We start from the raw sequence: 20964 nt of genomic DNA on the forward strand, positions 1-20964 counted from the left end.
GCTCCGGCGGTTACGAGGTCTCGTAGCAAGGGCAAAGATCAGGCGGCGAAAGACGCTTTGCGCGCGGCGCCATTGCGGGTCTTCATCAGGGGCTGGATATACTGTCCGAACTGTTCCATCCCGATGATGAAATCGTCGAAGGTCAGCATGATCCCCTTGAGGCCCGGCACGCTGGCGATCTCGTCCAGCATCGCGGCCACCTGCTCGTAGGAGCCGATAAGCTTGAGCATGCCGGTGGGTTGCGGGTTGTCGATGGCGCGCACGAGCGCGGCTGCCGTCGAGCCGTCCTTGGCGACCTTGTCCTGGCCGGCCTGCGAGGCCTGCCATTGCAGCGCCTCGATATCGGTGCCCTGTTTGTAGAGCTCCCATTTGTCGAAGGCGAGCTTCTCGGTGCGGTCGGCGATGATCATCAGCAGCAGGAAGGCTCCGGTATCGCGGCCATGACGCTGGGCTGCGGCATTCACGCGGGCCACGGTGTCACGCGAGGCGGTGGTATTGTTCAGATCGCCACCCGAGCCCACGAAATTGTAATCGCCATATTTGGCCACGAAATCCATGCCGGCCTCGGATTGGCCCGCCCCTACGATGGGGATGCGATTATTGGTCGGCAGCGGCTCGAGGACGCAATCATCCATCTGGAAGAAATCGCCTTTGAAATCTGACCGACCGGTGGCCCACAGCTCCTGCATGACCTGCACATATTCCCCCGCATAATCATAGCGGCGCGAGAAATGCTCGGGGGTCAGCTCCAGTCCCATCTGCGAATATTCCTTGGGCTGCCAGCCGGTGACCATATTCACCCCCACACGGCCCGGAGCGATACTGTCCATCGTCACGGCCATCCGCGCGGTAATCGCGGGCGGCAGGGTCAGCATCGCGCAGGAGGCAAAGAGGTTGATCCTCTGCGTCACCGCCGCGATGCCCGACATCATGGTGAAACTCTCCAGCGCCTCGTTCCAGTAGCGTGACGGCCCGTTATAGCCGCGGAACTTGATCATGGAGAGCGCGAAGTCCAGACCGAAATGCTCGGCCCTTTGCGCGATCGCCTTATTGAAATCGAAGCTGGGGCGCGTGGCGGGCGAGGTGGTGGAAATCAGCCAGCCTTTGCCGCCGATGGGAAGGAAGACACCGATCTGGGTCATGGGGAGGGTCCTTTCGCTCTGTGTCGGATGGGCCGGCACGCGTTGTCCGGCGTCAGGCGGCCGTATCGGAGGCACGCTCGGGGGCGCGCTCACCGGCCTTGGTCGTAGTCTCTATCGATCGCGCAATCGCGCCAATCGACTTGTTCTCCTTCTCGGGGTTAGTTTTTCTCAGCGGCGCTGCGGCGGGCTCCTGCCTGCCCCCCGCGCGTGTCATCAGCAGTGGCAGTGACAGCAGCGGCAGCACGGCCATGATCAGGAAGGCATGGTTGAAATCGCGCATACCCACCCCCGCGGCCTCTCCCTGAAGCGCGCTCAGGAGGGCGGCGGAGAGCGAGATCCCGAGCCCCATGCAGAGCTGCTGGATGACACCTGCTGTCGCGGTGGCCGAAGACAGCCGCTCTGCGGGAAGTCCGGTGAAGGTAATCGATTGCACCGAGTTGAAATAAAGGATGCGCACCGCCCCCGCGAGGAAGGACATGCCCACCAGCGCCATGACCGGCCAGCCGGTGCTGACGGTGGCATAGGCGGCCATAGAGAGACTGCCCGCGACTGTCAGCGCCACCAGAGTGCGACGGAACCCCAGCCTGCGGATCACATGTTTGAGCACCGGCTTCGAGGCCAGAGAACTGAAGGCCGCGAGCGCCGAGATCAGCCCCGCCTGCAGCGGACGGAAGCCCAGACCGAGCTGCAGGAAAAGCGGCAGCAGGAACGCCATCGCGTTCAGCCCCGCGCGGCCCAGCCCGCCCGCAAGCACACCGATGCGGAAATTCTCGAAGTGGAAGAGGGAAATATCGAGCGCCGGTTTCTCGCGCGTCCGCGCATGGCGGGTATAGACCCAGAACACGAGAGCGGAGACCGGCAATAGCGTCAGACCGATCCCGCCCCACAGCCCGAGCGCCTCGATGGCCAGCTGGAAGGTCACCAGCGCGAGCCCCGCCAGCAGGAAGCCACGCGTGTCGAAGCGGCCTGCGGCAACAGCAGGCAAAGGCGGAACGAGCCGGAGCACGCCGAGGATGGCCGCGATGGCAAGCGGCGTGTTCACCACAAACAGGAGCCGCCAGTCGAACATCTCGACAAGCACCGCCCCCAAAAGCGGCCCGATGAGCGGCCCGACCATCGTCGGGATCGCAAGCCATGTCATCGCATCGATCGTGCGCCCGGGCCCGAAGGCCCGCAGCACGATCAGCCGCCCCACAGGTGTCATGAGCGCCCCGCCGAACCCCTGAAGCATCCGGCACGGGATCATCAGCCCGAGCGTGGGCATGAAGGCGGTCAGGACCGAGCCCGCCATGAAGATCAACACGGACAGGCAGAACAACCGCCTCGGCCCGAGCCGGTCGGAGAACCAGCTGGCCACCGGCATGAACACCGCAAGCGCCAGCAGATAGGCGCTTACCAGAAGATGCAGCGACAATGGCGAGCGCTGCAGGTCGGCGGCAATTCCGGGAATTGCGACGGTCAGGATCGTCGTGTCGATGCCCTGCATAAGAAAGACAAGCGAGACGGTACAGGCAATGGCGATACGGTGACGTTCCGATCGTGTCGGCACCGCATGGGGATCTGGATGGGTCATAGGATCTAGATCCGCCCAACCGCCCACCGGGTCAAAGGAGTTAAACTTTGGCACGGCGCAAGGTTTTCTCATGCCGGAGCTGGCAGCCCCGCCGATGAGCCCCTCGGAGGCCCGCCCGACAGACCAGCAGGCCGCGGGCTGAGTGTTTCTCAGCCCGCGGAACAGAAATCCGCACTATCTGTCCGGGTCGCGCCGCGCCTAGGCTTTGTGCAATGCCCGTTGAGGGGCCCGAAAAGGAGAGCGACATGAACAAGGTCTGGGAAAATTTTCTGACCGAGGATGACAGGAAACTTCTCGCCGCGCGCCATAATCTGCGCCAGCCGCACGGGCCGGGCAAAGTCAATGCGTTGCTTGTGATCGACATGCAGGTGACTGCGATGGGCGAGGACCGTCCGATCCACGAGCAGATCGACCGCTTCCCCGGCGCGTGCGGCCCGCATGCGTGGAAATCCATTCCGGTGCAGCAACGTCTGCTGGCGGCGGCACGCGCATCCGGCATGCCGGTAATCTACTCCAAACATGTCTTCCACGGCTATACCGGCATGGCACGCGCCGAAAGCGGGACATTTGCCGCAACCGATTTCCGCTCCGAGATTCCGGCCGAGGTAGCGATGGTCGAAGGCGACATTCTCGTCGAGAAACAGACGCCGTCGTGCTTTGCCTTCACCAATCTGCACCTGATCGCGCAGGAGAAGGGCATCGACGGCTTCCTCGTGGTCGGAAACTCCACCTCGGGCTGTGTGCGCGCCACCTGCGTGGATGGCGAGGCGATGGGCTACAAGATGCAGGTGATCGAGGAGGGCGTCTTCGACCGGATCGAGATGAGCCATGCCGCAGCCCTGTTCGACATGCAGTTCAAGATCTGCGATGTGATCGACGAGACCTCGGCGATGGAGATCATCGAGGGCCCCGACACGCTGAGAAAATCGGCCTGAGGCCTGCCATGACCACGTTCAAGGCCGCAGCCCTGCAGATGGGTCCCGCAAGTGCCACGCCCGACGAGACGGTCGGGCGTATCCTGTCGCTCATGGGCGCCGCGGCAGAGCAGGGCGCCGAGATCGCCGTCCTGCCCGAGCTGGCCCTCTCGCCCTATTTCGCGGCAAAGGTGCAGGACATCTCTGAATGGGACGATGTCCGATCCGTCACTGCTGCGATGGGCCGGATCGGGCAAAAGGCGCGCGAGACGGAACTGGCCATCGTCGTATCGCATCAGGAGCCCACGAAGAACGGGCTCTATAACTCCATGAGTTTCCTCGGACGGGATGGTGCCACCAAGGGCGTGTTCCGCAAGGTGCATATCCCCGGCCAGTTGGACCCCGATCCTGAGAAGGAGATCACCATCCTCGAGAAGCGCTATTTCCAGCCGGGCGATCTGGGCTTTCCGGCCTATCCGCTGGAACTTCGGGGCGGGGCGCGCTGTGCGGCGGGCGGGCTGATCTGCTATGACAGGCGGTTTCCCGAGAGCTGGCGGAGCCTTCTGCTGAACGGGGCCGAACTTTTCTGCTGTTCGTACAATACGCCGGTGATGAATGGCGGCACGCTCGAGGCCGCGCGCCATGCCAGCCAGTTGGCAATCACCGGTGGCGCCTATTCCAACGCGACATGGACCATTGCCTGCGGCAAGGCCGGCGAGGAGAACGGCACCACCTTCATCGGCGCGAGCTTCATCTGCGGCCCTGACGGAGTGATCGTGGCGCAAGCCGCGACCATGGGAGACGAGGTCGTGTTGGCCGAGGTGGATATGGCGCAGCAGACAAAGATCCGCGACCGCTGGGCCTTTATCGAGAACCGGATGCCGGGATCCTACAGGCTGGATCGGGCGGCCGCCACCGAAACCCGCGGCGCCGCATGAGCCGCAGGACCGACATGCAAGAGGGCGCCTCCGGGCGCCCTTTTCCATACCGGCCCCTCCCGCCTGCGAAAGCCTCTGCCCGCGGCCGGAAAGGGCTGTGCGACAGCCCCCTCGGACAGGCCCGAAAACGCGCCTGACCCCGCCCATAAAAGGCCGAAAAATCATGCGATTTCCGACTATTCTGCCGGATTGCGGGCATAGTCCGGACTGCGGGCGCAAAGGCCGCCCACAGGCGCGGCGGCAGGCTTTACCGAGGCCCCAAACGGGCGCCTAATGCAGGAGAGGGAAACGTCATTGAGGTGATCAATATGCGCAAAAGAATTCCACTCAACGCGATCCGGGCCTTCGAGGCGACCGCCCGCAATTCCTCCGTTGTGAAGGCCGCAGACGAGCTGTGCGTGACGCCCACCGCCGTCAGCCACCAGATCCGCCAGCTCGAGGAGTTCCTGCAGGTGCGGCTGTTCATCCGCAAGAACAGCCGGATCGAACTCACGACCGAGGCGCGCGCCAATGTGCACCGTATCGGTCGCGGGCTCGATCTGATCAATGACGCTATCCTTGCGCTGGAGGCTTCAGATTATGACGAGCGCCGCCGTTTGACGGTCTCGGCCTCGACCTCGGTGGCCACCTTCTGGCTGATCCCGATCCTGTCGGAATTCACACGGCAATCGGAGGAGGTGGATGTGACGATCAAAACCTTCCTCACCCGCAAGGAGGCCGAGGAGCAGGAAAGCGATCTGCGGATTGTCAACTGGTTGAGCCAGCTTGACTGCCATAGCGAGCCGCTGCTCGAAGAAGAGATCATCCCCGTCTGCTCGCCCGAGCTTGCCGCGCGATTTGGCAATGACAGCCGCACCATATTGCAAAGTGCACCGCTGGCCCATGTCGATCGCGCAACGGGCGGCATGGACGGGACCTATCCGGACTGGGCGCGCTACCTTGCCGATTTCGGCATCAGCCGCAAAGGTGTCGCCCACGGGTCGCGCTTCAATCAGGCAGGCACGGCGATGGAGGCGGCAAGCGCGGGGCTTGGGGTTATTCTGGGCCGCTCGCTGCTGATCGCCGATGCGCTCGAGAAGGGACGGCTCGTGCCCGTGGCCGACCCCTATCACATCCGTTCGCCCTATTATCTCAATGCCTCGTGGAAGCAGATGGAGAGCGAGCCGCTGGTGCAATTCCGGACATGGATCACCGAAAAGGTCCGATCCAAAGAACTGGCCAGGGTCGCCTGAGCGGTCCGGACCACTTCATGCCTGACGAGGGGCACATCGACTGATATGCCCCTCGTCCGTTCAGCCCTGAAGCGGATGTTCGTCTGCCGCATTCCACGAGAGGGTGCAGGCGCTGCCCAGTTCGAGCGCATGGTCGAAATAGACGGCTGTCGGGACCAGCGCGGTCAGATCGTCATGGCCCGCAGCCTCGAGGGTGATGCGCACCGATGTGCCCTGATACTCGATCATCGCGACCTTGCCGTCGAGCGCGCGCATGCCAGCGCGTTTACCGATGACGCATTGATCCGCCCTTACCGAGGCCCGACCCGTCGCGGTCTCCACCACATTGTGCCCGCCCAGAAACTTGGCGACAAAAGCGTTTTGCGGGGTCTCGAATACCTCTCGGGCGGTGCCAGCCTGCATAATGACCGCATTGTTCATCACCACGACCAGATCGGCCAGTGCCAGCGCCTCGTCCTGACTATGGGTGACATGGATGAAGGAAATGCCCAGTTCCTTCTGGATCCGTTTCAACTCGGCCCGCATCCGGATACGCAGGAACGGGTCGAGCGCGGAGAGTGGCTCGTCGAGGAGCAGAACCTTGGGGCGGGTAATCAGCGAGCGCGCGAGCGCCACCCGCTGCTGCTGGCCGCCCGACATCTGGTTGGGCAGACGGTCGGCGAGATGGTCCATCTGCACAAGCTGCAGATACTCCCGCGCGCGGGCGCGACGTTCCAGCTTGGAAACGCCCTGCACCTTGAGCGAGAAGGCCACATTATCGAGTGCCGTCAGATGCGGAAAAAGCGCATAATCCTGAAACATCATGGAGGTTCCGCGTGCCACGGGGGCCGCCTTGGTGATTTCGGCGCCATGGATGAGGATCGCGCCATCACTAACCTCCTCATGGCCCGCCAGCATCCGCAGCGTGGTGGATTTTCCGCAACCCGAGGGACCGAGAAGGCAGCAATAGGAGGCGCGCGGGATCCGCAGCGAGATCGCATCGACCGCCGGTGCGCCATGGCCGTATCGCTTGGTGACGGCCACAAGCTCCGCGTCGAAACGATGGCCCTGTGTCACCTGCCGGAGCGCGGGTGCGGGACGACGGGCGGGGGTGAGATCATGCGCAAGGCTCATAGGGGTTTCCTCATGCTACGGCGTTTTGCGATATGCGACATCACAAGCAGCGAGATGATGATCAGGGAGAAGGAGACCAGTGTCGTCATCGTGCCGATCGCGAACAGCACCGGCGTGGAGGCAGCGTTGAGAAGGCCCATGACTTCCATCGGCAGGGTGTTTCCCGTGCCGACATTGAGCGAGGTGCGCATGGTCTCCTCATAGGATGAGGTGAAACCCGCCATGCCGATCCCGATCACACCGGGAAGGATGATCGGCAGGATCACCCATTGGAAGCGCTGGCGCGCGCTCGCGCCCAGATCAGTCGCGGCTTCCTCGTAGCTGGTGTTGAAGCGGCCAAGGATGATGAACATGATCAGTAGGCCGAAGGGCAGGGTCCATGTCAGCTGCGCGCCAATACCGGAGGTGAACCAGTTGCTCTGCCAGCCCAGCATGTTGAAGGATAACGCGATCCCGAAACCGATGAAGATGCCTGGAAGGACCATTGAGGCAATCGCCGAATAGAAGACGAAATTCGCCCCCGGAAAGCGGCGCCGATAGGCCAGTCCCGCGGTGACCGAAATCACGAGTGTCAGCGCCCCCACACAGACGGCCAGCCGGATCGAGCGCTCGAAGGCGGTGGGGATATCGCCAAGCCCCTGACCCGAGCCCGAGAACAGCATGCGGAACCAGTCAAGCGACCAGCCCACCATCGGGAAGGACATACCGCCATCGGGCCCCTGGAAGGACAGGATATAGAGGCAGGCCATCGGCGCGTAGACATAGGCGATGAAGAGGACGGTCAGCGCGCCCAGAATATAGAAGGAGAGCGGTCTGCTGCGGCGGGTCATTGGCGCAGCTCCTTGCGGATATCGGCAAAGCGCAGCAGAGCCAGAACGATGGTCAGCACCACGAACAGCAGCAGCACCGATTTGGCCGCAGCGGGCGGATACATGAAGGCGTTGAGATCGGTGATGATCGACATGCCCACCGTGTTCACCTGACTGCCGCCCATATATTTGACCATGAACACATCGCCCATCACGGCGGTCACAATAATCACCGTCCCGATGGCAAGGCCGGGCCGCACCAGCGGGAAGATCACATCGCGCACGATCTGCCATTCGGAGGCACCGGCATCCTCGGCGGCCTGAATGACCGAAGGTTTGATCTTGGCCATGGAGTTGAGCGAGGTCGCGATCATCGGCATGGTGAGCATCTGGACATAGGCCACGATCACGGCAAATTCCGAATACATCAGCCAGCTCACCGGCTGGTCCACAAGGCCCAGCCCCATCAGCGCCTGGTTCACCAGACCCTCACGGCCCAGAAGCGGCACCCAGGACACCATGCGGATCGGCCCCGAGGTCCAGAACGGGATGGCGATGGCCGCCACCAGCAGGGTGCGGACCCAGTTGGTGCGGATGTGATAGGCTAGGAAATAGGCGATCGCGAAGCCCAGCGGCGCACAGATACACCAGACGATGATCAGGAATTTGAAGGTCTTGAGATAGAGCGACAACGTCAGATCGGAGGTCAGCGTATCGATCCATGTCTCGAGATAGAGTTCGGGGAAGACCTGCGCGAAATTGTAATCGAGGAAGCTGACCACGAAGATCAGCCCGAGTGGCACCAGCACGAGGGTGATATAGACAAGCGCCATCGGCGTGACCTGCAACACGGAGACAAGCTTCGGCGAGAGCCCGCGCGAGGGGAGGATGCGGGGGAGACGGGGACTGGAAAACATGGCAGGGCTCTGCCTCTTCTGGCTTGGAGACGCATCGTCCCGTGGCGGGGCGATGAGGCGCATTTACAAAAGACATTCCCGAGGCAGGGCCCGAGGAGCGCCCGAGGCAGAGCCTAGGGCGCAGGGCGCGCGGGAGGGCCTGCGCGCCGCTGTCGAGGCCTCAGGCGGCGAGGAAGCTCTGCCACTGGCGGGTCAGGTAACGATCCTCGTCCATCACCGTGTTCCAGATGCCGATATTGCCCATCCGGTCCCAGAGCGAGCCGCCATCACGGGTGATACCGGCCTTCTCCATGACCTTGCCGAACGGGTTGAGGATGTCTTCGGTCGCCGGTTTGCCCTCGTACCAGTAGCCGTATTCGTTGTCGGACATGAAGGCTTTCACATTCTCGGGCACCGAGTTGTAGAAGCCCTGCCGCGAGATGAACGCCCCCGCCCAGCCGGAATTGACCCAGTTCATATATTCGATCGCGCAATCGCGCTTGAGCCCTTCCAGATGGCTCATGGCGGTCATCATGATATACCAGCCGCGATAGCCTTCCTTCATGCCGTTATATTTACAATCGATGCCGCGGGTGCGCACCTCGGTCACGGCGGGCGACCACATCGATTGCAGCACCACCTCACCAGAGGCCATCAGCTGCACCGACTGGTCGAAATTGGTCCAGAACGAGCGGAACTGGCCGGATTTCTTATAGTCGATCAGTTTCTTGATCGTGGCATCGATCTCGGCCCGGGTCATATTGCCCTTATCGGCATAGTCGATCTCGCCAAGCGCCTGAAGCGCCATGGCGCTATCGGCAATGCCGGTGGCGGTGCCATCCTGCAGCGCGACCTTTCCGGCAAATTCGGGATTGAGCAACTCCGCCCAGCTATCGACCGGACGCCCGATCAGATCGGGACGGACGCCCAGCGTATCGGCATTGTAATACATCGGCACGCCGACCAGCCATTCGGTGGGGGCCAGCGAATAGTCTTTGGCGTCCTGCGTGGCCCAATACTGGGTCTTGATCGGCGCCATCCCCTCCATCGTGGCGGAGGTGCCATCGGGGTATTTGCCCGTGGTCAGCAACGGAATGGTCTTGTCGAACCATTTGTAATCCGAGGTCTTCACCGGCATCAGCACGCCACGGCCCTGAAAATATTTCAGGTTGGTATTGGGCATATCGGTCACATCGACCGAATTGGGCTGGGTGAGCAGCCGGTTGATATGGGTCGTCTGATCCGGCGCGGTCTGCATCTCGACCCTGAAGCCCAACTCCTCGTTCGCGCGCGCGCCGATCTCGGGGATGGTGGAGTAGGACTGGCCGATATGGGTGATCGTAATGTCCTTGATATTCTGCGCCCAGATCATGGGCGCGGGGAAGCCCGTGGCCACGGCGGCAGCGGCGCCCGTTTTCAGCAGGGCGCGGCGCGAGATCCCTTTTGTAGCGGAGGCTGCGGGAGACGGTCCGGCGGCACCGTGGCCTTTGGTGCAATCCTTATGGGGCATCTGGTTCTCCTGATGGAACTTGGTCAGTGGTCCGGCGAAGGGAGGGCGGGCCGGAAGGATCGGCCCCGTTTGTCGGGGCATCTTGTAGCGATGCCCTTAGGATCGGCCCCGAGAGCCCCGAACCGCAAATGAGAAAAATTGTGACGGCAGATGAAATAACCTCGCGTTTCAAAGGGCGGGTTTTCTGTTTCACTCGCGGGGCTGCGCTTTATGGTCCCATACGGGGACCCGCATCGGGTGCCGGCCGGCATGTTCGAGCAAGGTTCACGGCGCCTCCGATCAGGGGCATCCTGACGGTTATGGAACGCGGCCAGGGCCTGCCCCCGAACAGGAGACGGAAGTCATGAAAACGATCAAGGGGCCCGGCCTCTTTCTGGCACAATTCGTAGGGTCGCATGCGCCCTTCAACGACTGGCCGGCCATCACCAACTGGGCTGCGCAGACCGGCTATCACGGCGTGCAGGTGCCCAGCGGCGAGGCGGGGCTGATCGATCTCGATCTTGCCGCAACCAGCCGGACCTATTGCGACGACTGGAAAGGACAGGCCGAGGAAAATGGCGTGACAGTCACCGAACTGTCCGCGCATATCCAGGGCCAGCTGGTGGCGGTGCATCCAGCCTTTGATCTGGCCTTTGACGGCTTTGCGCCGGTGCCGCTGCGCGGCAACTCCCGCGCGCGTCAGGCATGGGCCGTCGATCAGGTGATGAAAACCCTGACCGCCTCGAGACATCTCGGGCTGACAGCGATGGCCACTTTTTCGGGGGCGCTGGCATGGCCCTATCTCTATCCGTGGCCGCAACGTCCCGCGGGACTGATCGAGCGCGCCTTCGATGAGCTGGCCGCACGCTGGCGTCCCATCCTCGATCATGCCGAGGAGTGTGGCGTGGATGTCTGCTACGAGATCCATCCGGGCGAGGACCTTCATGACGGGGCCAGCTACGAGATGTTTCTCGAGCGCGTGGGCGGGCATAAGCGCGCCTGCCTGCTCTATGATCCCTCGCATTTCGTGCTGCAATGTCTCGATTATCTACAATATCTGGATATCTATCGCGACCGGATCCGCATGGTCCATATCAAGGATGCCGAATTCAACCCGACCGGCCGTCAAGGTATCTATGGCGGCTTCCAGTCCTGGCTCGACCGCGCGGGGCGTTTCCGCAGTCCGGGCGACGGTCAGGTGGATTTCGGGGCCATCTTCTCGCGACTGGCCGCGATGGATTTCGAGGGCTGGGCCGTGGTCGAATGGGAATGCTGCCTGAAACACCCCGAGGATGGGGCGCGCGAGGGAGCGCAATTCGTGAAAGACCATATCATCCGCGTGACCGAACGCGCATTCGACGATTTCGCAGCGGCGGGGCTTGATGATGGCGCCAATGCCAAGATGCTGGGGCTTGCGTGATGGAGCGGATCAGGCTGGGAATGGTTGGCGGCGGGATCGATGCCAATATCGGTCGGGTGCACCGCCATGCGGCATGGCTTGACGGGCAGTTCGATCTGGTGGCCGGTGCACTTTCCTCTACCCCCGAGAAATCGCGCGCCAGCGGTCGGGCGCTAGGGCTCGCAGGCGACCGCTGCTATGGCTCTTTTGCCGAGATGGCCGAGGCAGAGGCCGCGCGCGAGGACGGGATCGAGGCGGTAGCGATCGTCACGCCGAACCATGTACATGGCCCCGCCGCAGCGGCCTTTCTGGAACGTGGCATCCATGTCATCTGCGACAAGCCGCTGACTGCGACGATAGAACAGGCGCAGACGCTCGAGCGGGCCGTGCGTGGCTCGGACGCCCTGTTCATCCTGACCCATAACTACACCGCCTATCCGATGATCCGGCAGGCAAGGGAGATGATCGCGGCCGGAGAATTGGGGGCGCTGCGGGTCGTGCAGGTGCATTACGCGCAGGACTGGCTGGCCCAAGCGGGGCACGGCAAACAGGCCGAGTGGCGCGGAGATCCGGCCCGTGCAGGGCTTGGTGGGGCAGTCGGCGATATCGGCACCCACGCCCATAACCTCGCCTGTTTCGTTTCCGGTCTGCCGGTAGAGCGGCTCGCCGCTGACCTGCAGGCTTTCGTGCCCGGACGGGCGGTGGATGATAACGGCCATGTCCTGCTGCGGTTTGCGGGTGGGGTGCGGGGGATGCTCTGGTGCAGTCAGGTGGCGGTTGGCCACGAGAACGGATTAAGCCTGAAGATCTATGGCGATGCGGGCGGGCTCGACTGGTCGCAGGAAGAGCCTGACCGGCTCTGGTTCACCCCCTACGGCCAGCCCAAGCGTCTGCTGACGCGGGGCGGCGCCGGTGCCACCGCTGCGGCACGGGCGATCAGCCGCGTGCCGGGCGGCCATCCCGAAGGCTATCTCGAGGGATTTTCCAATCTCTATACGGAAGCCGCCACCGCGATCCGCGCCGCGCGCCATGGCAGCCGCGATCTCGGGCTGCTCCCCGGGCTCGAGGAAGGGCTCGCAGGGATGCGCTTCATTACCGCCTGCGTCACCTCTTCCGCGCAGGATGCAACCTGGGTGACGCTCTAGCCGCGCGACTGCCCGCATCCTCCCATGATCCGTGGAAACGGGTATCGAGGCTCAGGAGACCTCCGAGATCTCGCCGGGCGTCGGCCTGCGTTCGAAATGGGAAAAGACCGCCGGTCCCAGATAGATCGGGGCCTGCATCGCGGCCACAAAAAGCGCCAGATGCGGGTCGAAGGGCAGGGCCGCCAGAACCAGTCCCGTATTGCGGTTGCCAAAGACCAGACCAAGCGCGCGGCCCCCGCCGCTCAGCTGTCCTGCGACCCAGCGCAGCGCCAGATTGCCGCCGATATTCAGGATCAGTGCCAGCGCCAGATAGATCGCGGCACGCGCAGGGTCCTGCGCGACCAGATGCGCCATTCCGCCGATCAGCGGGATCAGGAAGGCCAACATGAACAGCGCGGCAATCCCGTTGAGCGCATCTGCTCCCTGCCGGATGCGTTCCATGCCGAGCCATGCCTGAAGGGCGGCGCCAAGCGCGATGCCACCGGCCAGCATTCCCAGAAGACGCAGGGCGACCTCGCTGATGGAGCCGGTAAAGTCGAGCCCCGAAAGCCAGAGGCTGAGCGGCATGGTGAGCGGAGCCAGAAGCGTACCCAGCAGCGTGATCCGCAATGCCTGCGGAAAGTCGTAGCGCAGCATCAGCGCGAGGTTCGGCGCGGAACTGAGCGGCGGGGCAGCGCAGAAGGCCGCAACCGGCAGGGCGATGGCCAACGGCCACGCCACCCACAGCCCCGTGAGCCGGAAGAGCAGCGCCAACCCCAGCTGGCTTGCCGCCAGAAACAGCACGCCGCGCAGCACCGCCATCCACCCGAAGACCCGCGCAATCTCGACGCGGGTAAAGGGCTGGCGCATGATACCGAGCGCCGTAACCGAGATGACCAGAGGCGCCAGCACAGGCCGCAGGGCCTCGGGCGAGACGGGCAGGAACGGGATGACACAGAACCCCGTAAAGAGCAGAGCCCGCGCATGTCGGCCCAACCAAGTAAGAAGGATCATGGCTCGCCCTTTCTAAGAGTGGGTCGCGATGTGGCGTGCTCGGGCAAGAGCGCGAGACTGGCGAGCATCGCGATCATGATGGCACATATCGGATGCCTCGTGCAGGCAATATAGCCCGGACCATACTGCGTCCACCCTTGCAGCAAGAGGATGCCCCCCTCCAATGCCGTAATCTGCGCCAGTGCCTCGGGCGCGCCGGTAAAGCCCATCGCAAGCGTCAGGAAGCCGGCACCCATCGGGATCGGGGCGATGGCGGGGAACCGCAGGGCCGAGGGCCGAGGTTTCGCGCATGGAGACCTCCTGCCGACCGTGCCCAGCATCGCCGCCGACAGAATGGGCGCGCCCGCCACCATTGCAATCTTCAAGATCCCGAGCGGCGCGCGGTCCTGCCCCTGCGAGATATCGTGGATATTGTGGCTCGAAAGCGGCGCCTGGATCGCATATCCTGCAAAGAACAGCGCCAAGACTACGGTCATCGCAGAGACCCGGATCTCGGAGCTGCGGCGCAGCGGACGGTATGTCCTGATCCCCTTGATGACGCGGACATGCACGGTTCGCCAGAACATATCTGCCAGCGCCATCCGCGAGGCGGCCGCCATGGCATGACCCGCATATTGTGCGGATCGCAAAAACACCGGCCCCAGCCAGAGGCAGACCATCTGCGCAACGATCAGACATAAGATGGCGATCAGAGCGACAGGGACACCGGGAGTGGCGGTCGAATAGAGCAGGTCGAGACCCCGTCGTATCAAGCTGCTCTCCTGCTTCTGCCCCGGGCCGGGGCATGGTCGAGCTCAGGGAAACTCTGGCTCCTCCTTGCCGCGAAAACGCTCCGGTCTGCAAGAGCACGCATCGGGCGGAAGAGAGTAGCGGATCGGCCTCCATAGCCCTTCTTCCGCGACGGACGGCCGATCTCGAGGCCGCCCGACAGCTCTTCGGCCTTGTCGCAGCCGCAGGTCCGGGCCATATCGAGCACCCGCGCAGTGGTCATGTTACGGGCGCGGCATTTCACGTCTTCGGTATGGATCGAGAGGAGACGCCCACCGATCCGTGGCTCGACCGGTTGCACCGCAGGTTTGATCCCGTCGTCTTTGAAGAGCGAGCCCTTGGCATGAATATTGATCGAGGGAACGCCGCCGATGCGGGGGGCACATCCTCGGCAAAGCTGACGCCATTCTGGGTCTGATGAGATATCCCGGGATAGGCCACCGGTCTATCCCGGGTCTCGGCGCGGCCCATGCCAGCCAAGGCGATGCTCGGGCCAAGGGCGGTTGCGAGCGGGGATGTTATGGGATGTCCTTCTCTCTCTTGGTTAGATGATCCGGCCTTTTGCAACCGGGGTCTTTGGCCCTGCGCACGAGCTTGGCAGATGTTCAACCTGACTGGAATGCGGTTTAGCCGTGGCACCCCATGACAAAAACTCATCTGTCATAGCTCACTCCGATGACTGGCGGCGCTTGTTCCGCAACGGGTATGGGCCCATAGAGCGGATAGAGTTTCCCCCGGTCCGGGGCTATCGGGCGTCCAGCTGACACCGTCGCCGGCCAGAAACAGCCCGCGTTGGGCTTCGGGCATATGCTCCTGCATGAAATGGCCATAGATGCGGTGGTTATAGCGGTAATGACCGGGCAAAGCGCCCTTGAAAGCGCCGAGGAAGTTCTCGTCCGCCTCCCAGCTGACGCAGATCGGCGCGCCGCGGATATGGGAGGCGATATCGACATCGGGATAGATCTTGGCCAACGCCTTCAGCGCCAGATCCACCCGTTTTTCGGCCGGAAGCGGCAGCACCTTCAGCGCGTCGGTCATCCACGAATAGCTCAGGCAGATTACGGCGGGCTTATCCGGCCCGTTATCGAAGAAATAGGTGCCACGGGTATGACGGTCGGTCAGGGTCATCGACATGACGGGCCTGCCCGTCGCATCTGTATCGTTCCAGAAGGGACGGTCCACCATCACGAAGGTCTTGGCCGCCTGCATATAGCGGGTGCGGTCGAGCGCCATCCATAGCTTCTGGTCAAAGAGGCTCTCCTCGACCTCGATCGCGGTGGTCAGAAGATGGGTCTGGCAGTTGCTGAGCACCGCAGCATAAAGCGTCTCGCCTTCAAGCTCGATCACGGTCGAACCTGCCGCCGGAGTCAGCGGGTTCGGGCAGGGGGCGGTTTCGCACCCCATGAGGTCCAGATAATGGTAGAAAGTGCGCGAGGAGACCGGAAAGCGCATCCCGCCCAGTTCGACCACCACGCCACAGGCGCCCTCGAAGACCTGTGAGCGAAGCCGCCAGCCGAAGGCTGTGGGAGCGGCGGCAGTCGCAAACTCGAGCAGCCCCGCGACCCGCGAAGGCAGATCAATCTGTCAGGCGCCACGGTCGGTCTGAAACCAGAGCGTAGAAACACAGTCACGCCATACTTCGCCCGAAGCGGGATCAATGCCCGGATCTCTCCCCGTGAACCCCACCGAAGATGCCGAGTTCAACCAATGGCTAGATCGCCAAGCCCACGCGTTCCGCATCCCCGAAAAGACGTATCCCGGCAATCACCTTGCCTGCCCTCCGCGCAGATCCGCGATCTGGGTGGACAGATATTCTCCTTCAAAGAGGTTATCGCCGATCTCGGCGATCAGCAACGCATCGCCAAGACCGGCTTTCGCAACCGGCTGTCCATCGGGGCTGCAGATGATCGAAAGCCCGCCAAAGCACAGACCATGCTCCTCGCCACTGTAATTGGCATAGGCCACGACCATACGGTTTTCATAGGCGCGGGCAGGGACCAGAAGATCGGGCACATGCGCATAGCCTATCGGATTGGCCGTCGGCACCAGGAGTATCTCCGTGCCCTGCCGCGCAAGCGCACGCGCATGTTCGGGGAATTCTATATCGTAACAGATGAGAAGACCGAAATTCCGACCCCGATAGCGGAAGACGACCGGTGCCTGTTGCCCATGAGAGAAGTTTGCCTGCTCCATCGCGCCGAAAAGCTGGATCTTGCGGTAATGGGCGAGGCGCGTGCCATCCGGCGCAATCACGGAGACAGAATTGTAGATCCCGTCCGTGCCGCGCTCGGCCCAGCCGTAAACAATGGCAATCCTGTTGTTTCGGGCCTGTTCTGCGACATAGGTGGCCCAGATCCCGTTCAGGGGCTGGGCCTGCTCTCTGTGGCCATCGGGACGGTTATAGCCGGGAAGGGCAAGCTCGGGGAGAAGAAGGAGATCACATCCCGAAAGGGACGCCTGTCTGGCATCCCGCGCGATCCGCGAGAGCCTGTCTTCCACGCAGCATTGCCATTGCGAAACCGCGATTTTCATAAGCAGTCCTCCAACGCGACCCAAAAAGAGGCAAGGGATCTTGGATACTTGCGCTCCGGAACTCCCGCCGAAGCGGCATTTGATGGGGCGTCTCAGGGCCTGGATTGCGCCTCAACCGGAGAGAATGGGGCGGGTGTCTCCCTGCCGGTTGAACGGCAGGGAGAGTATTCGGGATTCAGCCCCGGAACGGGGATCTCAGAACGGGATCTCGTCGTCGAAATCGGGACGGCTGGAGCCGCCGCCGCCATGCGAGGGGCCGCCATAACCGCCCGAGGACGGGCCATCGTCATAGCCACCCGAGGAGGGGCCACCATAGCCGCCACCGCTCTGGCCGCCGCCATAGCCGCCGCCCTGACCGCCATCATTGCGGCCATCCAGCAGTGTCAGCTCGCCACGATAGGGGCGCAGCACGACCTCGGTCGAATAGCGGTCCTGACCGGACTGGTCCTGCCATTTGCGGGTTTCCAGCTGGCCCTCGATATAGACCTTGGACCCCTTGCGCAGATATTGCTCGGCGATTTTGGCCAGCGGTTCGCTGAAAATCGCGACCGAATGCCACTCGGTGCGTTCCTTGCGCTCGCCTGTCGCGCGGTCGCGCCAGTTTTCCGAGGTCGCGATCCGCAGGTTGCACACTTTCCCGCCATTCGAGAAGCTGCGCACCTCGGGGTCACGGCCGAGGTTACCCACGATAATGACCTTGTTGACCGATCCTGCCATCAAAAAACCTCCGCTGGCTGACCGACATGCGCTGCATGCCGCGTGATTCAAATTGGTTCGGCTGGGTATAACAGACCGCGCCCGCATGCAAAGCAGGAAACCGACGCGGGCGCGGTGAATTCGGAAAGCGGCCCTCTTTCCCTTGCGGCACACAGAAAGGGTTTTCATCTGCCCCGTGATGGGTATAGTCCTGCCTAAGCAAAAAATCCGGGGACAGATGATGATACGAAAAGGGACCGTCGCAGCGATCCTTGCGCTCACCGCCTGTGCGGCCATAGCGCCCGTTTCCAGCGCCTATGCCGAAGGGCTTCGGCTGAATGGAGCATCGAGTTCGAACCGCGTCCAGCTGTTCAGGAACCAGACCAGCATTCTCGACAAGCGGGCGGCGGGACAATATGCCCATAGCTCGCGTCTGCGCCCCGATGGTAAGACCGTCGCCGCCGCTCTGATCCCGAGCTATAGCGGAAAATATCGCGGCAAATATATGTCTGCCGCGCAGCAGGCCGCCCAGAAAAATGGCATTCCGACGGATCTGTTCCTACGCCTGATCCAGCAGGAAAGCGGCTGGAATCCCAATGCCGTCTCCCATGCCGGCGCGCGTGGTCTGGCCCAGTTGATGCCTGCAACAGCAGCCAAACTGGGGGTCGATATTGCCGATCCGGAGGAAAATCTTGATGGCGGTGCGCGCTATCTGCGCATGATGTATGATCGCTTCGGCAACTGGCGCCATGCTCTGGCGGCTTATAATGCGGGTCCGGAGGCGGTGGCCAAATATAACGGTATTCCGCCCTATCAGGAGACCATGAACTATGTGAAGGTCATTCTGGGAAGCTGATCAGGCAGCTACGACCGGACATTAAAAAAGCACGCGAAAATCGCGTGCTTTTCTTTTGGAATACATGGATTTTACGGGATGATGCGGGTGTATTTTGCACCGGCCAGCGAGGCCCCCGCGATCAGACCTGCCTGACCGAAGACCAGCGCGATCACAGGTGCGCGCGAGGTCGTGGTATCGGTGCCCAGCGAGCCGCCACGATCGGGGAGTGCATATTTCGCATCCGCGCCAATCTGCCAGCCATCGGCGCGACGGAACCCCGAAAGCGCCTCGGGGGTCATGAAGAACAGCGCATGGGCATATTGCTGCGCGCCGATCTGGAAACCCACGGAGGCCGATGTGATCGCGTAATAATCCACGGTTACGCCGTTGATGCGCAGCGCGCCGCGCCCGTAGGCGCCACCTATACCGAAACCGGCTTCGGTCACCAGCGGCATATAGAGCACGCCGACCGCCTTATCCATCAGCTCCTGCGTGCCGGGGTAGCGGCTGATCAGGAAGTTCCGCGTTGCATCGACGCGCGCATCGATCTGGGGCCCTGCATTGGAGCCCACACCATTGCCACAGGCCGCCAGCCCGCAGGCGGCGCCGCCCATTGCCAGAAGGTTACGTCTGGAAATCATCTCACTGCCTCTCGCTCGATTTTGCATCGGGCTTGACCGCCCGTCTTGATGGGACATGCCCTTGGTTCCCTGAAAGAGTAGCCCGAAAATTTGACCCTGTCACTTCCCATCGGATGAAACCAGCCTATATCCAGAGGCTTGTTCAGCCGCCATTGGCCAATGCGCGGGCAGCCGCCGGTGCGAAATAGGTCAGCACCCCGTCACATCCCGCACGTTTGAACCCGATCAGGCTTTCAAGCATCACTTTGTCATGATCGAGCCAGCCATTGCGGATTGCAGCCATCGCCATCGCGTATTCGCCCGAAACCTGATAGGCGAAGGTCGGCACACCGAACTCGTCTTTCACACGGCGGCAGACATCAAGATAGGGCTGCCCCGGCTTGACCATCACCATATCGGCGCCTTCGGCCAGATCGCGGGCGACCAGTCGCAGCGCCTCATCGGAGTTTGCGGGATTCATCTGGTAGGTTTTTTTGTCCCCCTTGAGCGCGCCGGAGGCACCAACCGCGTCGCGGAAGGGGCTGTAATAGACGCTGGCGAATTTCGCCGAATAGCTCAGGATCGAGACATCGCGGCCATAGCCCGCATCCTCGATCGCCTTGCGCATCGCGGCGATACGGCCATCCATCATATCCGAAGGCCCAAGGATATCGGCCCCGGCCTCGGCCTGCGCAAGAGCCATTTTCACAAGCGCCTCAACGGTTTCGTCGTTGAGGATGATCCCGTCTTTCACCAGCCCGTCATGGCCGAGCGAGTTATAGGGATCGAGTGCGATATCGGTCATGATCGCGATCTCGGGGACGCGCTTCTTGATCTCGCGGATCACGCGGTTGGTGATATTCTCGGGGTTCCACGCCTCTTCGCAGGTCTCGGTCTTCACCGAAGGATCGGTATAGGGAAAGAGACAGAGCGCCGGAATGCCCAACTGGGCGGCTTCCTCGGCGGCGCGCACAGCCCCCTCGACGGTCTTGCGGAAGACACCGGGCATGGAGGGCACCTCGACATCCGCCCCTTCGACATCGGTAATGAAAATCGGCCAGATGAGGTCTTTGACGCTCAGGCGGTTTTCTTGCACCAGATCGCGCAGCGCAGCCGTGCGGCGCAGCCGGCGCATACGGTTATGCGGGAAGGAGGGGAAAAGAGGTGTCATCATAAGTCTCCATTACTGTCGCTGACGTGCCATGCAGACGCCAGAAACTCAAGCCTTTTGGGTCCATGGATGCTTCCCTCTATGCGTTGAATCGGCTAGGAAAAGGACACATCCACGCGAGCCAGTAAAAAGAAGACAAAAGTGGACCTTAGCCAGACGCTCTTTTCGCTGATCGATATGCGGTCATTTTCCAGTATTTGGTATTGGGTGATCCTTGCTGTCGCGTGGTCTACCGCCTCGCATTTCATCATGGGCGTGCCCTATGATCTGGTTACGCAATATCGGCGCGACACCAGCCTGGCACCCGATCTCGTGGCGCTTGGCGGCGTGAACGCGCGTCGCCTGCTGCGTTTTGGCCGCGCGCGCACGGCGCTTACGGCGCTCTGGTGGTGTCTGACGAGTTTTCTTGTGTTCAGCGGGTTCTATTACGGGGCCGAGCTCGCGCAGGCCTGCCTGTTTTTGGTGGTGCCATTGAGCGTTGTGATGATCATGGCGATGCGTAATGCCGCCACCCTTGCCGCACTGGCAACGCGCGCGGAGGCAGGGCAGATCGCCGATTTGCTGCATCGCATCCGCTTCCGTGTGCAATTGCTTGGAATGGCCTCTATTTTTCTCACCGCCATCTGGGGAATGCTGATCAATCTTCTCCATCACAGCATTCGACTTTGGTGAGCACGGCCCCTATCTAACCCCCGA

The 20964-nt window shown here is 62.3% G+C and carries 21 protein-coding genes; 8 read left to right on the top strand and 13 right to left on the bottom strand.

Annotated features, from left to right (window positions below; translation table 11 throughout):
* Nucleotides 1-38: 38 nt before the first annotated feature.
* Nucleotides 39-1142, bottom strand: coding sequence for an LLM class flavin-dependent oxidoreductase (locus tag ABEB22_RS12130; RefSeq protein WP_350935666.1), 1104 nt, complete (start codon nt 1140-1142; stop codon nt 39-41).
* Between the two features lie 52 nt (nt 1143-1194).
* A complete protein-coding gene (locus tag ABEB22_RS12135) occupies nt 1195-2715 on the bottom strand; it encodes an MFS transporter (RefSeq protein ID WP_406870400.1) in 1521 nt (506 codons plus the stop codon).
* 245 nt (nt 2716-2960) lie between these two features.
* Here ABEB22_RS12135 and ABEB22_RS12140 point away from each other — a divergent pair, with 245 nt between their 5' ends.
* The 3 genes from ABEB22_RS12140 (at nt 2961) to ABEB22_RS12150 (ending at nt 5799) form a co-directional block, all read left to right on the top strand.
* Nucleotides 2961-3650: a cysteine hydrolase family protein gene (locus tag ABEB22_RS12140; protein ID WP_406870401.1), complete on the top strand. Its 690-nt coding sequence runs from the start codon at nt 2961-2963 to the stop codon at nt 3648-3650.
* 8 nt (nt 3651-3658) lie between these two features.
* The gene (locus ABEB22_RS12145; protein ID WP_406870402.1) at nt 3659-4567 is read left to right on the top strand and encodes a nitrilase-related carbon-nitrogen hydrolase; all 909 of its coding nucleotides are present in this window, start codon (nt 3659-3661) and stop codon (nt 4565-4567) included.
* A gap of 308 nt (nt 4568-4875) precedes the next feature.
* The gene (locus ABEB22_RS12150; protein WP_350935659.1) at nt 4876-5799 is read left to right on the top strand and encodes a LysR substrate-binding domain-containing protein; all 924 of its coding nucleotides are present in this window, start codon (nt 4876-4878) and stop codon (nt 5797-5799) included.
* A 60-nt stretch (nt 5800-5859) separates the two neighbouring features.
* Here the strand turns inward: ABEB22_RS12150 and ABEB22_RS12155 are convergent, their stop codons facing one another.
* The 4 genes from ABEB22_RS12155 to ABEB22_RS12170 all read right to left on the bottom strand — a co-directional run bounded on the left by ABEB22_RS12155 (nt 5860) and on the right by ABEB22_RS12170 (nt 10127).
* Nucleotides 5860-6855 carry an ABC transporter ATP-binding protein gene (locus tag ABEB22_RS12155; RefSeq protein WP_350936152.1) on the bottom strand — a complete coding sequence of 332 codons (996 nt, stop codon included), beginning with the start codon at nt 6853-6855 and terminating at the stop codon, nt 5860-5862.
* A gap of 53 nt (nt 6856-6908) precedes the next feature.
* Complete coding sequence (locus tag ABEB22_RS12160) at nt 6909-7742, bottom strand: ABC transporter permease (protein ID WP_350935656.1); 834 nt, start codon at nt 7740-7742, stop codon at nt 6909-6911.
* The gene (locus ABEB22_RS12165; protein WP_350935654.1) at nt 7739-8638 is read right to left on the bottom strand and encodes an ABC transporter permease; all 900 of its coding nucleotides are present in this window, start codon (nt 8636-8638) and stop codon (nt 7739-7741) included. The genes ABEB22_RS12160 and ABEB22_RS12165 overlap by 4 nt, the downstream gene beginning before the upstream one ends.
* Before the next feature lie 160 nt (nt 8639-8798).
* A complete protein-coding gene (locus tag ABEB22_RS12170; protein WP_406870403.1) occupies nt 8799-10127 on the bottom strand; it encodes a PotD/PotF family extracellular solute-binding protein in 1329 nt (442 codons plus the stop codon).
* Between the two features lie 343 nt (nt 10128-10470).
* On the opposite strand from ABEB22_RS12170, the gene ABEB22_RS12175 reads away from it, so the two are divergent.
* Both ABEB22_RS12175 and ABEB22_RS12180 read left to right on the top strand, forming a co-directional pair.
* Nucleotides 10471-11526 (top strand): sugar phosphate isomerase/epimerase family protein, encoded by a 1056-nt coding sequence (locus ABEB22_RS12175; protein WP_406870404.1) that lies wholly within the window; start codon nt 10471-10473, stop codon nt 11524-11526.
* Nucleotides 11526-12650, top strand: a complete 1125-nt coding sequence (locus ABEB22_RS12180; protein WP_406870405.1) for a Gfo/Idh/MocA family protein — start codon at nt 11526-11528, stop codon at nt 12648-12650. Before ABEB22_RS12175 ends, ABEB22_RS12180 begins: the two co-directional genes overlap by 1 nt.
* A 51-nt stretch (nt 12651-12701) precedes the next feature.
* Here ABEB22_RS12180 and ABEB22_RS12185 read toward each other — a convergent pair whose 3' ends face one another.
* Together ABEB22_RS12185 and ABEB22_RS12190 are read right to left on the bottom strand one after the other, a co-directional pair.
* Nucleotides 12702-13643 (bottom strand): hypothetical protein, encoded by a 942-nt coding sequence (locus ABEB22_RS12185; RefSeq protein ID WP_406870406.1) that lies wholly within the window; start codon nt 13641-13643, stop codon nt 12702-12704.
* Nucleotides 13640-14395 carry a hypothetical protein gene (locus tag ABEB22_RS12190; protein WP_406870407.1) on the bottom strand — a complete coding sequence of 252 codons (756 nt, stop codon included), beginning with the start codon at nt 14393-14395 and terminating at the stop codon, nt 13640-13642. The genes ABEB22_RS12185 and ABEB22_RS12190 overlap by 4 nt, the downstream gene beginning before the upstream one ends.
* 32 nt (nt 14396-14427) lie before the next feature.
* On the opposite strand from ABEB22_RS12190, the gene ABEB22_RS12195 reads away from it, so the two are divergent.
* Nucleotides 14428-14829: a hypothetical protein gene (locus ABEB22_RS12195; RefSeq protein WP_339112564.1), complete on the top strand. Its 402-nt coding sequence runs from the start codon at nt 14428-14430 to the stop codon at nt 14827-14829.
* Between the two features lie 242 nt (nt 14830-15071).
* On the opposite strand, the gene ABEB22_RS12200 is transcribed toward ABEB22_RS12195, so the two are convergent.
* The 3 genes from ABEB22_RS12200 to ssb all read right to left on the bottom strand — a co-directional run bounded on the left by ABEB22_RS12200 (nt 15072) and on the right by ssb (nt 17660).
* Nucleotides 15072-15884, bottom strand: coding sequence for a flavin monoamine oxidase family protein (locus ABEB22_RS12200; RefSeq protein WP_406870408.1), 813 nt, complete (start codon nt 15882-15884; stop codon nt 15072-15074).
* Nucleotides 15885-16175: 291 nt separating this feature from the next.
* The gene (locus ABEB22_RS12205) at nt 16176-16943 is read right to left on the bottom strand and encodes a nitrilase-related carbon-nitrogen hydrolase (RefSeq protein ID WP_406870409.1); all 768 of its coding nucleotides are present in this window, start codon (nt 16941-16943) and stop codon (nt 16176-16178) included.
* A gap of 195 nt (nt 16944-17138) precedes the next feature.
* A complete protein-coding gene (ssb, locus tag ABEB22_RS12210; RefSeq protein WP_406870410.1) occupies nt 17139-17660 on the bottom strand; it encodes a single-stranded DNA-binding protein in 522 nt (173 codons plus the stop codon).
* A gap of 220 nt (nt 17661-17880) precedes the next feature.
* On the opposite strand from ssb, the gene ABEB22_RS12215 reads away from it, so the two are divergent.
* Nucleotides 17881-18495, top strand: coding sequence for a lytic transglycosylase domain-containing protein (locus tag ABEB22_RS12215; RefSeq protein ID WP_406871151.1), 615 nt, complete (start codon nt 17881-17883; stop codon nt 18493-18495).
* Nucleotides 18496-18566: 71 nt separating this feature from the next.
* Here the strand turns inward: ABEB22_RS12215 and ABEB22_RS12220 are convergent, their stop codons facing one another.
* Both ABEB22_RS12220 and hemB read right to left on the bottom strand, forming a co-directional pair.
* Nucleotides 18567-19118: a YSC84-related protein gene (locus tag ABEB22_RS12220; RefSeq protein WP_339112559.1), complete on the bottom strand. Its 552-nt coding sequence runs from the start codon at nt 19116-19118 to the stop codon at nt 18567-18569.
* Nucleotides 19119-19260: 142 nt separating this feature from the next.
* Nucleotides 19261-20268: a porphobilinogen synthase gene (hemB, locus tag ABEB22_RS12225; protein WP_339114506.1), complete on the bottom strand. Its 1008-nt coding sequence runs from the start codon at nt 20266-20268 to the stop codon at nt 19261-19263.
* A gap of 141 nt (nt 20269-20409) precedes the next feature.
* Here hemB and ABEB22_RS12230 point away from each other — a divergent pair, with 141 nt between their 5' ends.
* The gene (locus ABEB22_RS12230; protein WP_339112558.1) at nt 20410-20940 is read left to right on the top strand and encodes a component of SufBCD complex; all 531 of its coding nucleotides are present in this window, start codon (nt 20410-20412) and stop codon (nt 20938-20940) included.
* Nucleotides 20941-20964 lie beyond the last annotated feature (24 nt).

The organism is Thioclava sp. 'Guangxiensis' (assembly GCF_045348365.1).
GTDB lineage: Bacteria > Pseudomonadota > Alphaproteobacteria > Rhodobacterales > Rhodobacteraceae > Thioclava > Thioclava kandeliae.

What these genes read in the sequence shown, in the direction of transcription:
- ABEB22_RS12130 (WP_350935666.1), bottom strand. Translation starts at nt 1,142, where the DNA reads ATGACCCAGATCGGTGTCTTCCTTCCCATCGGCGGCAAAGGCTGGCTG.
- ABEB22_RS12135 (WP_406870400.1), bottom strand. Translation starts at nt 2,715, where the DNA reads ATGACCCATCCAGATCCCCATGCGGTGCCGACACGATCGGAACGTCAC.
- ABEB22_RS12140 (WP_406870401.1), top strand. Translation starts at nt 2,961, where the DNA reads ATGAACAAGGTCTGGGAAAATTTTCTGACCGAGGATGACAGGAAACTT.
- ABEB22_RS12145 (WP_406870402.1), top strand. Translation starts at nt 3,659, where the DNA reads ATGACCACGTTCAAGGCCGCAGCCCTGCAGATGGGTCCCGCAAGTGCC.
- ABEB22_RS12150 (WP_350935659.1), top strand. Translation starts at nt 4,876, where the DNA reads ATGCGCAAAAGAATTCCACTCAACGCGATCCGGGCCTTCGAGGCGACC.
- ABEB22_RS12160 (WP_350935656.1), bottom strand. Translation starts at nt 7,742, where the DNA reads ATGACCCGCCGCAGCAGACCGCTCTCCTTCTATATTCTGGGCGCGCTG.
- ABEB22_RS12165 (WP_350935654.1), bottom strand. Translation starts at nt 8,638, where the DNA reads ATGTTTTCCAGTCCCCGTCTCCCCCGCATCCTCCCCTCGCGCGGGCTC.
- ABEB22_RS12170 (WP_406870403.1), bottom strand. Translation starts at nt 10,127, where the DNA reads ATGCCCCATAAGGATTGCACCAAAGGCCACGGTGCCGCCGGACCGTCT.
- ABEB22_RS12175 (WP_406870404.1), top strand. Translation starts at nt 10,471, where the DNA reads ATGAAAACGATCAAGGGGCCCGGCCTCTTTCTGGCACAATTCGTAGGG.
- ABEB22_RS12180 (WP_406870405.1), top strand. Translation starts at nt 11,526, where the DNA reads ATGGAGCGGATCAGGCTGGGAATGGTTGGCGGCGGGATCGATGCCAAT.
- ABEB22_RS12185 (WP_406870406.1), bottom strand. Translation starts at nt 13,643, where the DNA reads ATGATCCTTCTTACTTGGTTGGGCCGACATGCGCGGGCTCTGCTCTTT.
- ABEB22_RS12195 (WP_339112564.1), top strand. Translation starts at nt 14,428, where the DNA reads ATGGTCGAGCTCAGGGAAACTCTGGCTCCTCCTTGCCGCGAAAACGCT.
- ABEB22_RS12205 (WP_406870409.1), bottom strand. Translation starts at nt 16,943, where the DNA reads ATGAAAATCGCGGTTTCGCAATGGCAATGCTGCGTGGAAGACAGGCTC.
- ssb (WP_406870410.1), bottom strand. Translation starts at nt 17,660, where the DNA reads ATGGCAGGATCGGTCAACAAGGTCATTATCGTGGGTAACCTCGGCCGT.
- ABEB22_RS12215 (WP_406871151.1), top strand. Translation starts at nt 17,881, where the DNA reads ATGATACGAAAAGGGACCGTCGCAGCGATCCTTGCGCTCACCGCCTGT.
- ABEB22_RS12220 (WP_339112559.1), bottom strand. Translation starts at nt 19,118, where the DNA reads ATGATTTCCAGACGTAACCTTCTGGCAATGGGCGGCGCCGCCTGCGGG.
- hemB (WP_339114506.1), bottom strand. Translation starts at nt 20,268, where the DNA reads ATGACACCTCTTTTCCCCTCCTTCCCGCATAACCGTATGCGCCGGCTG.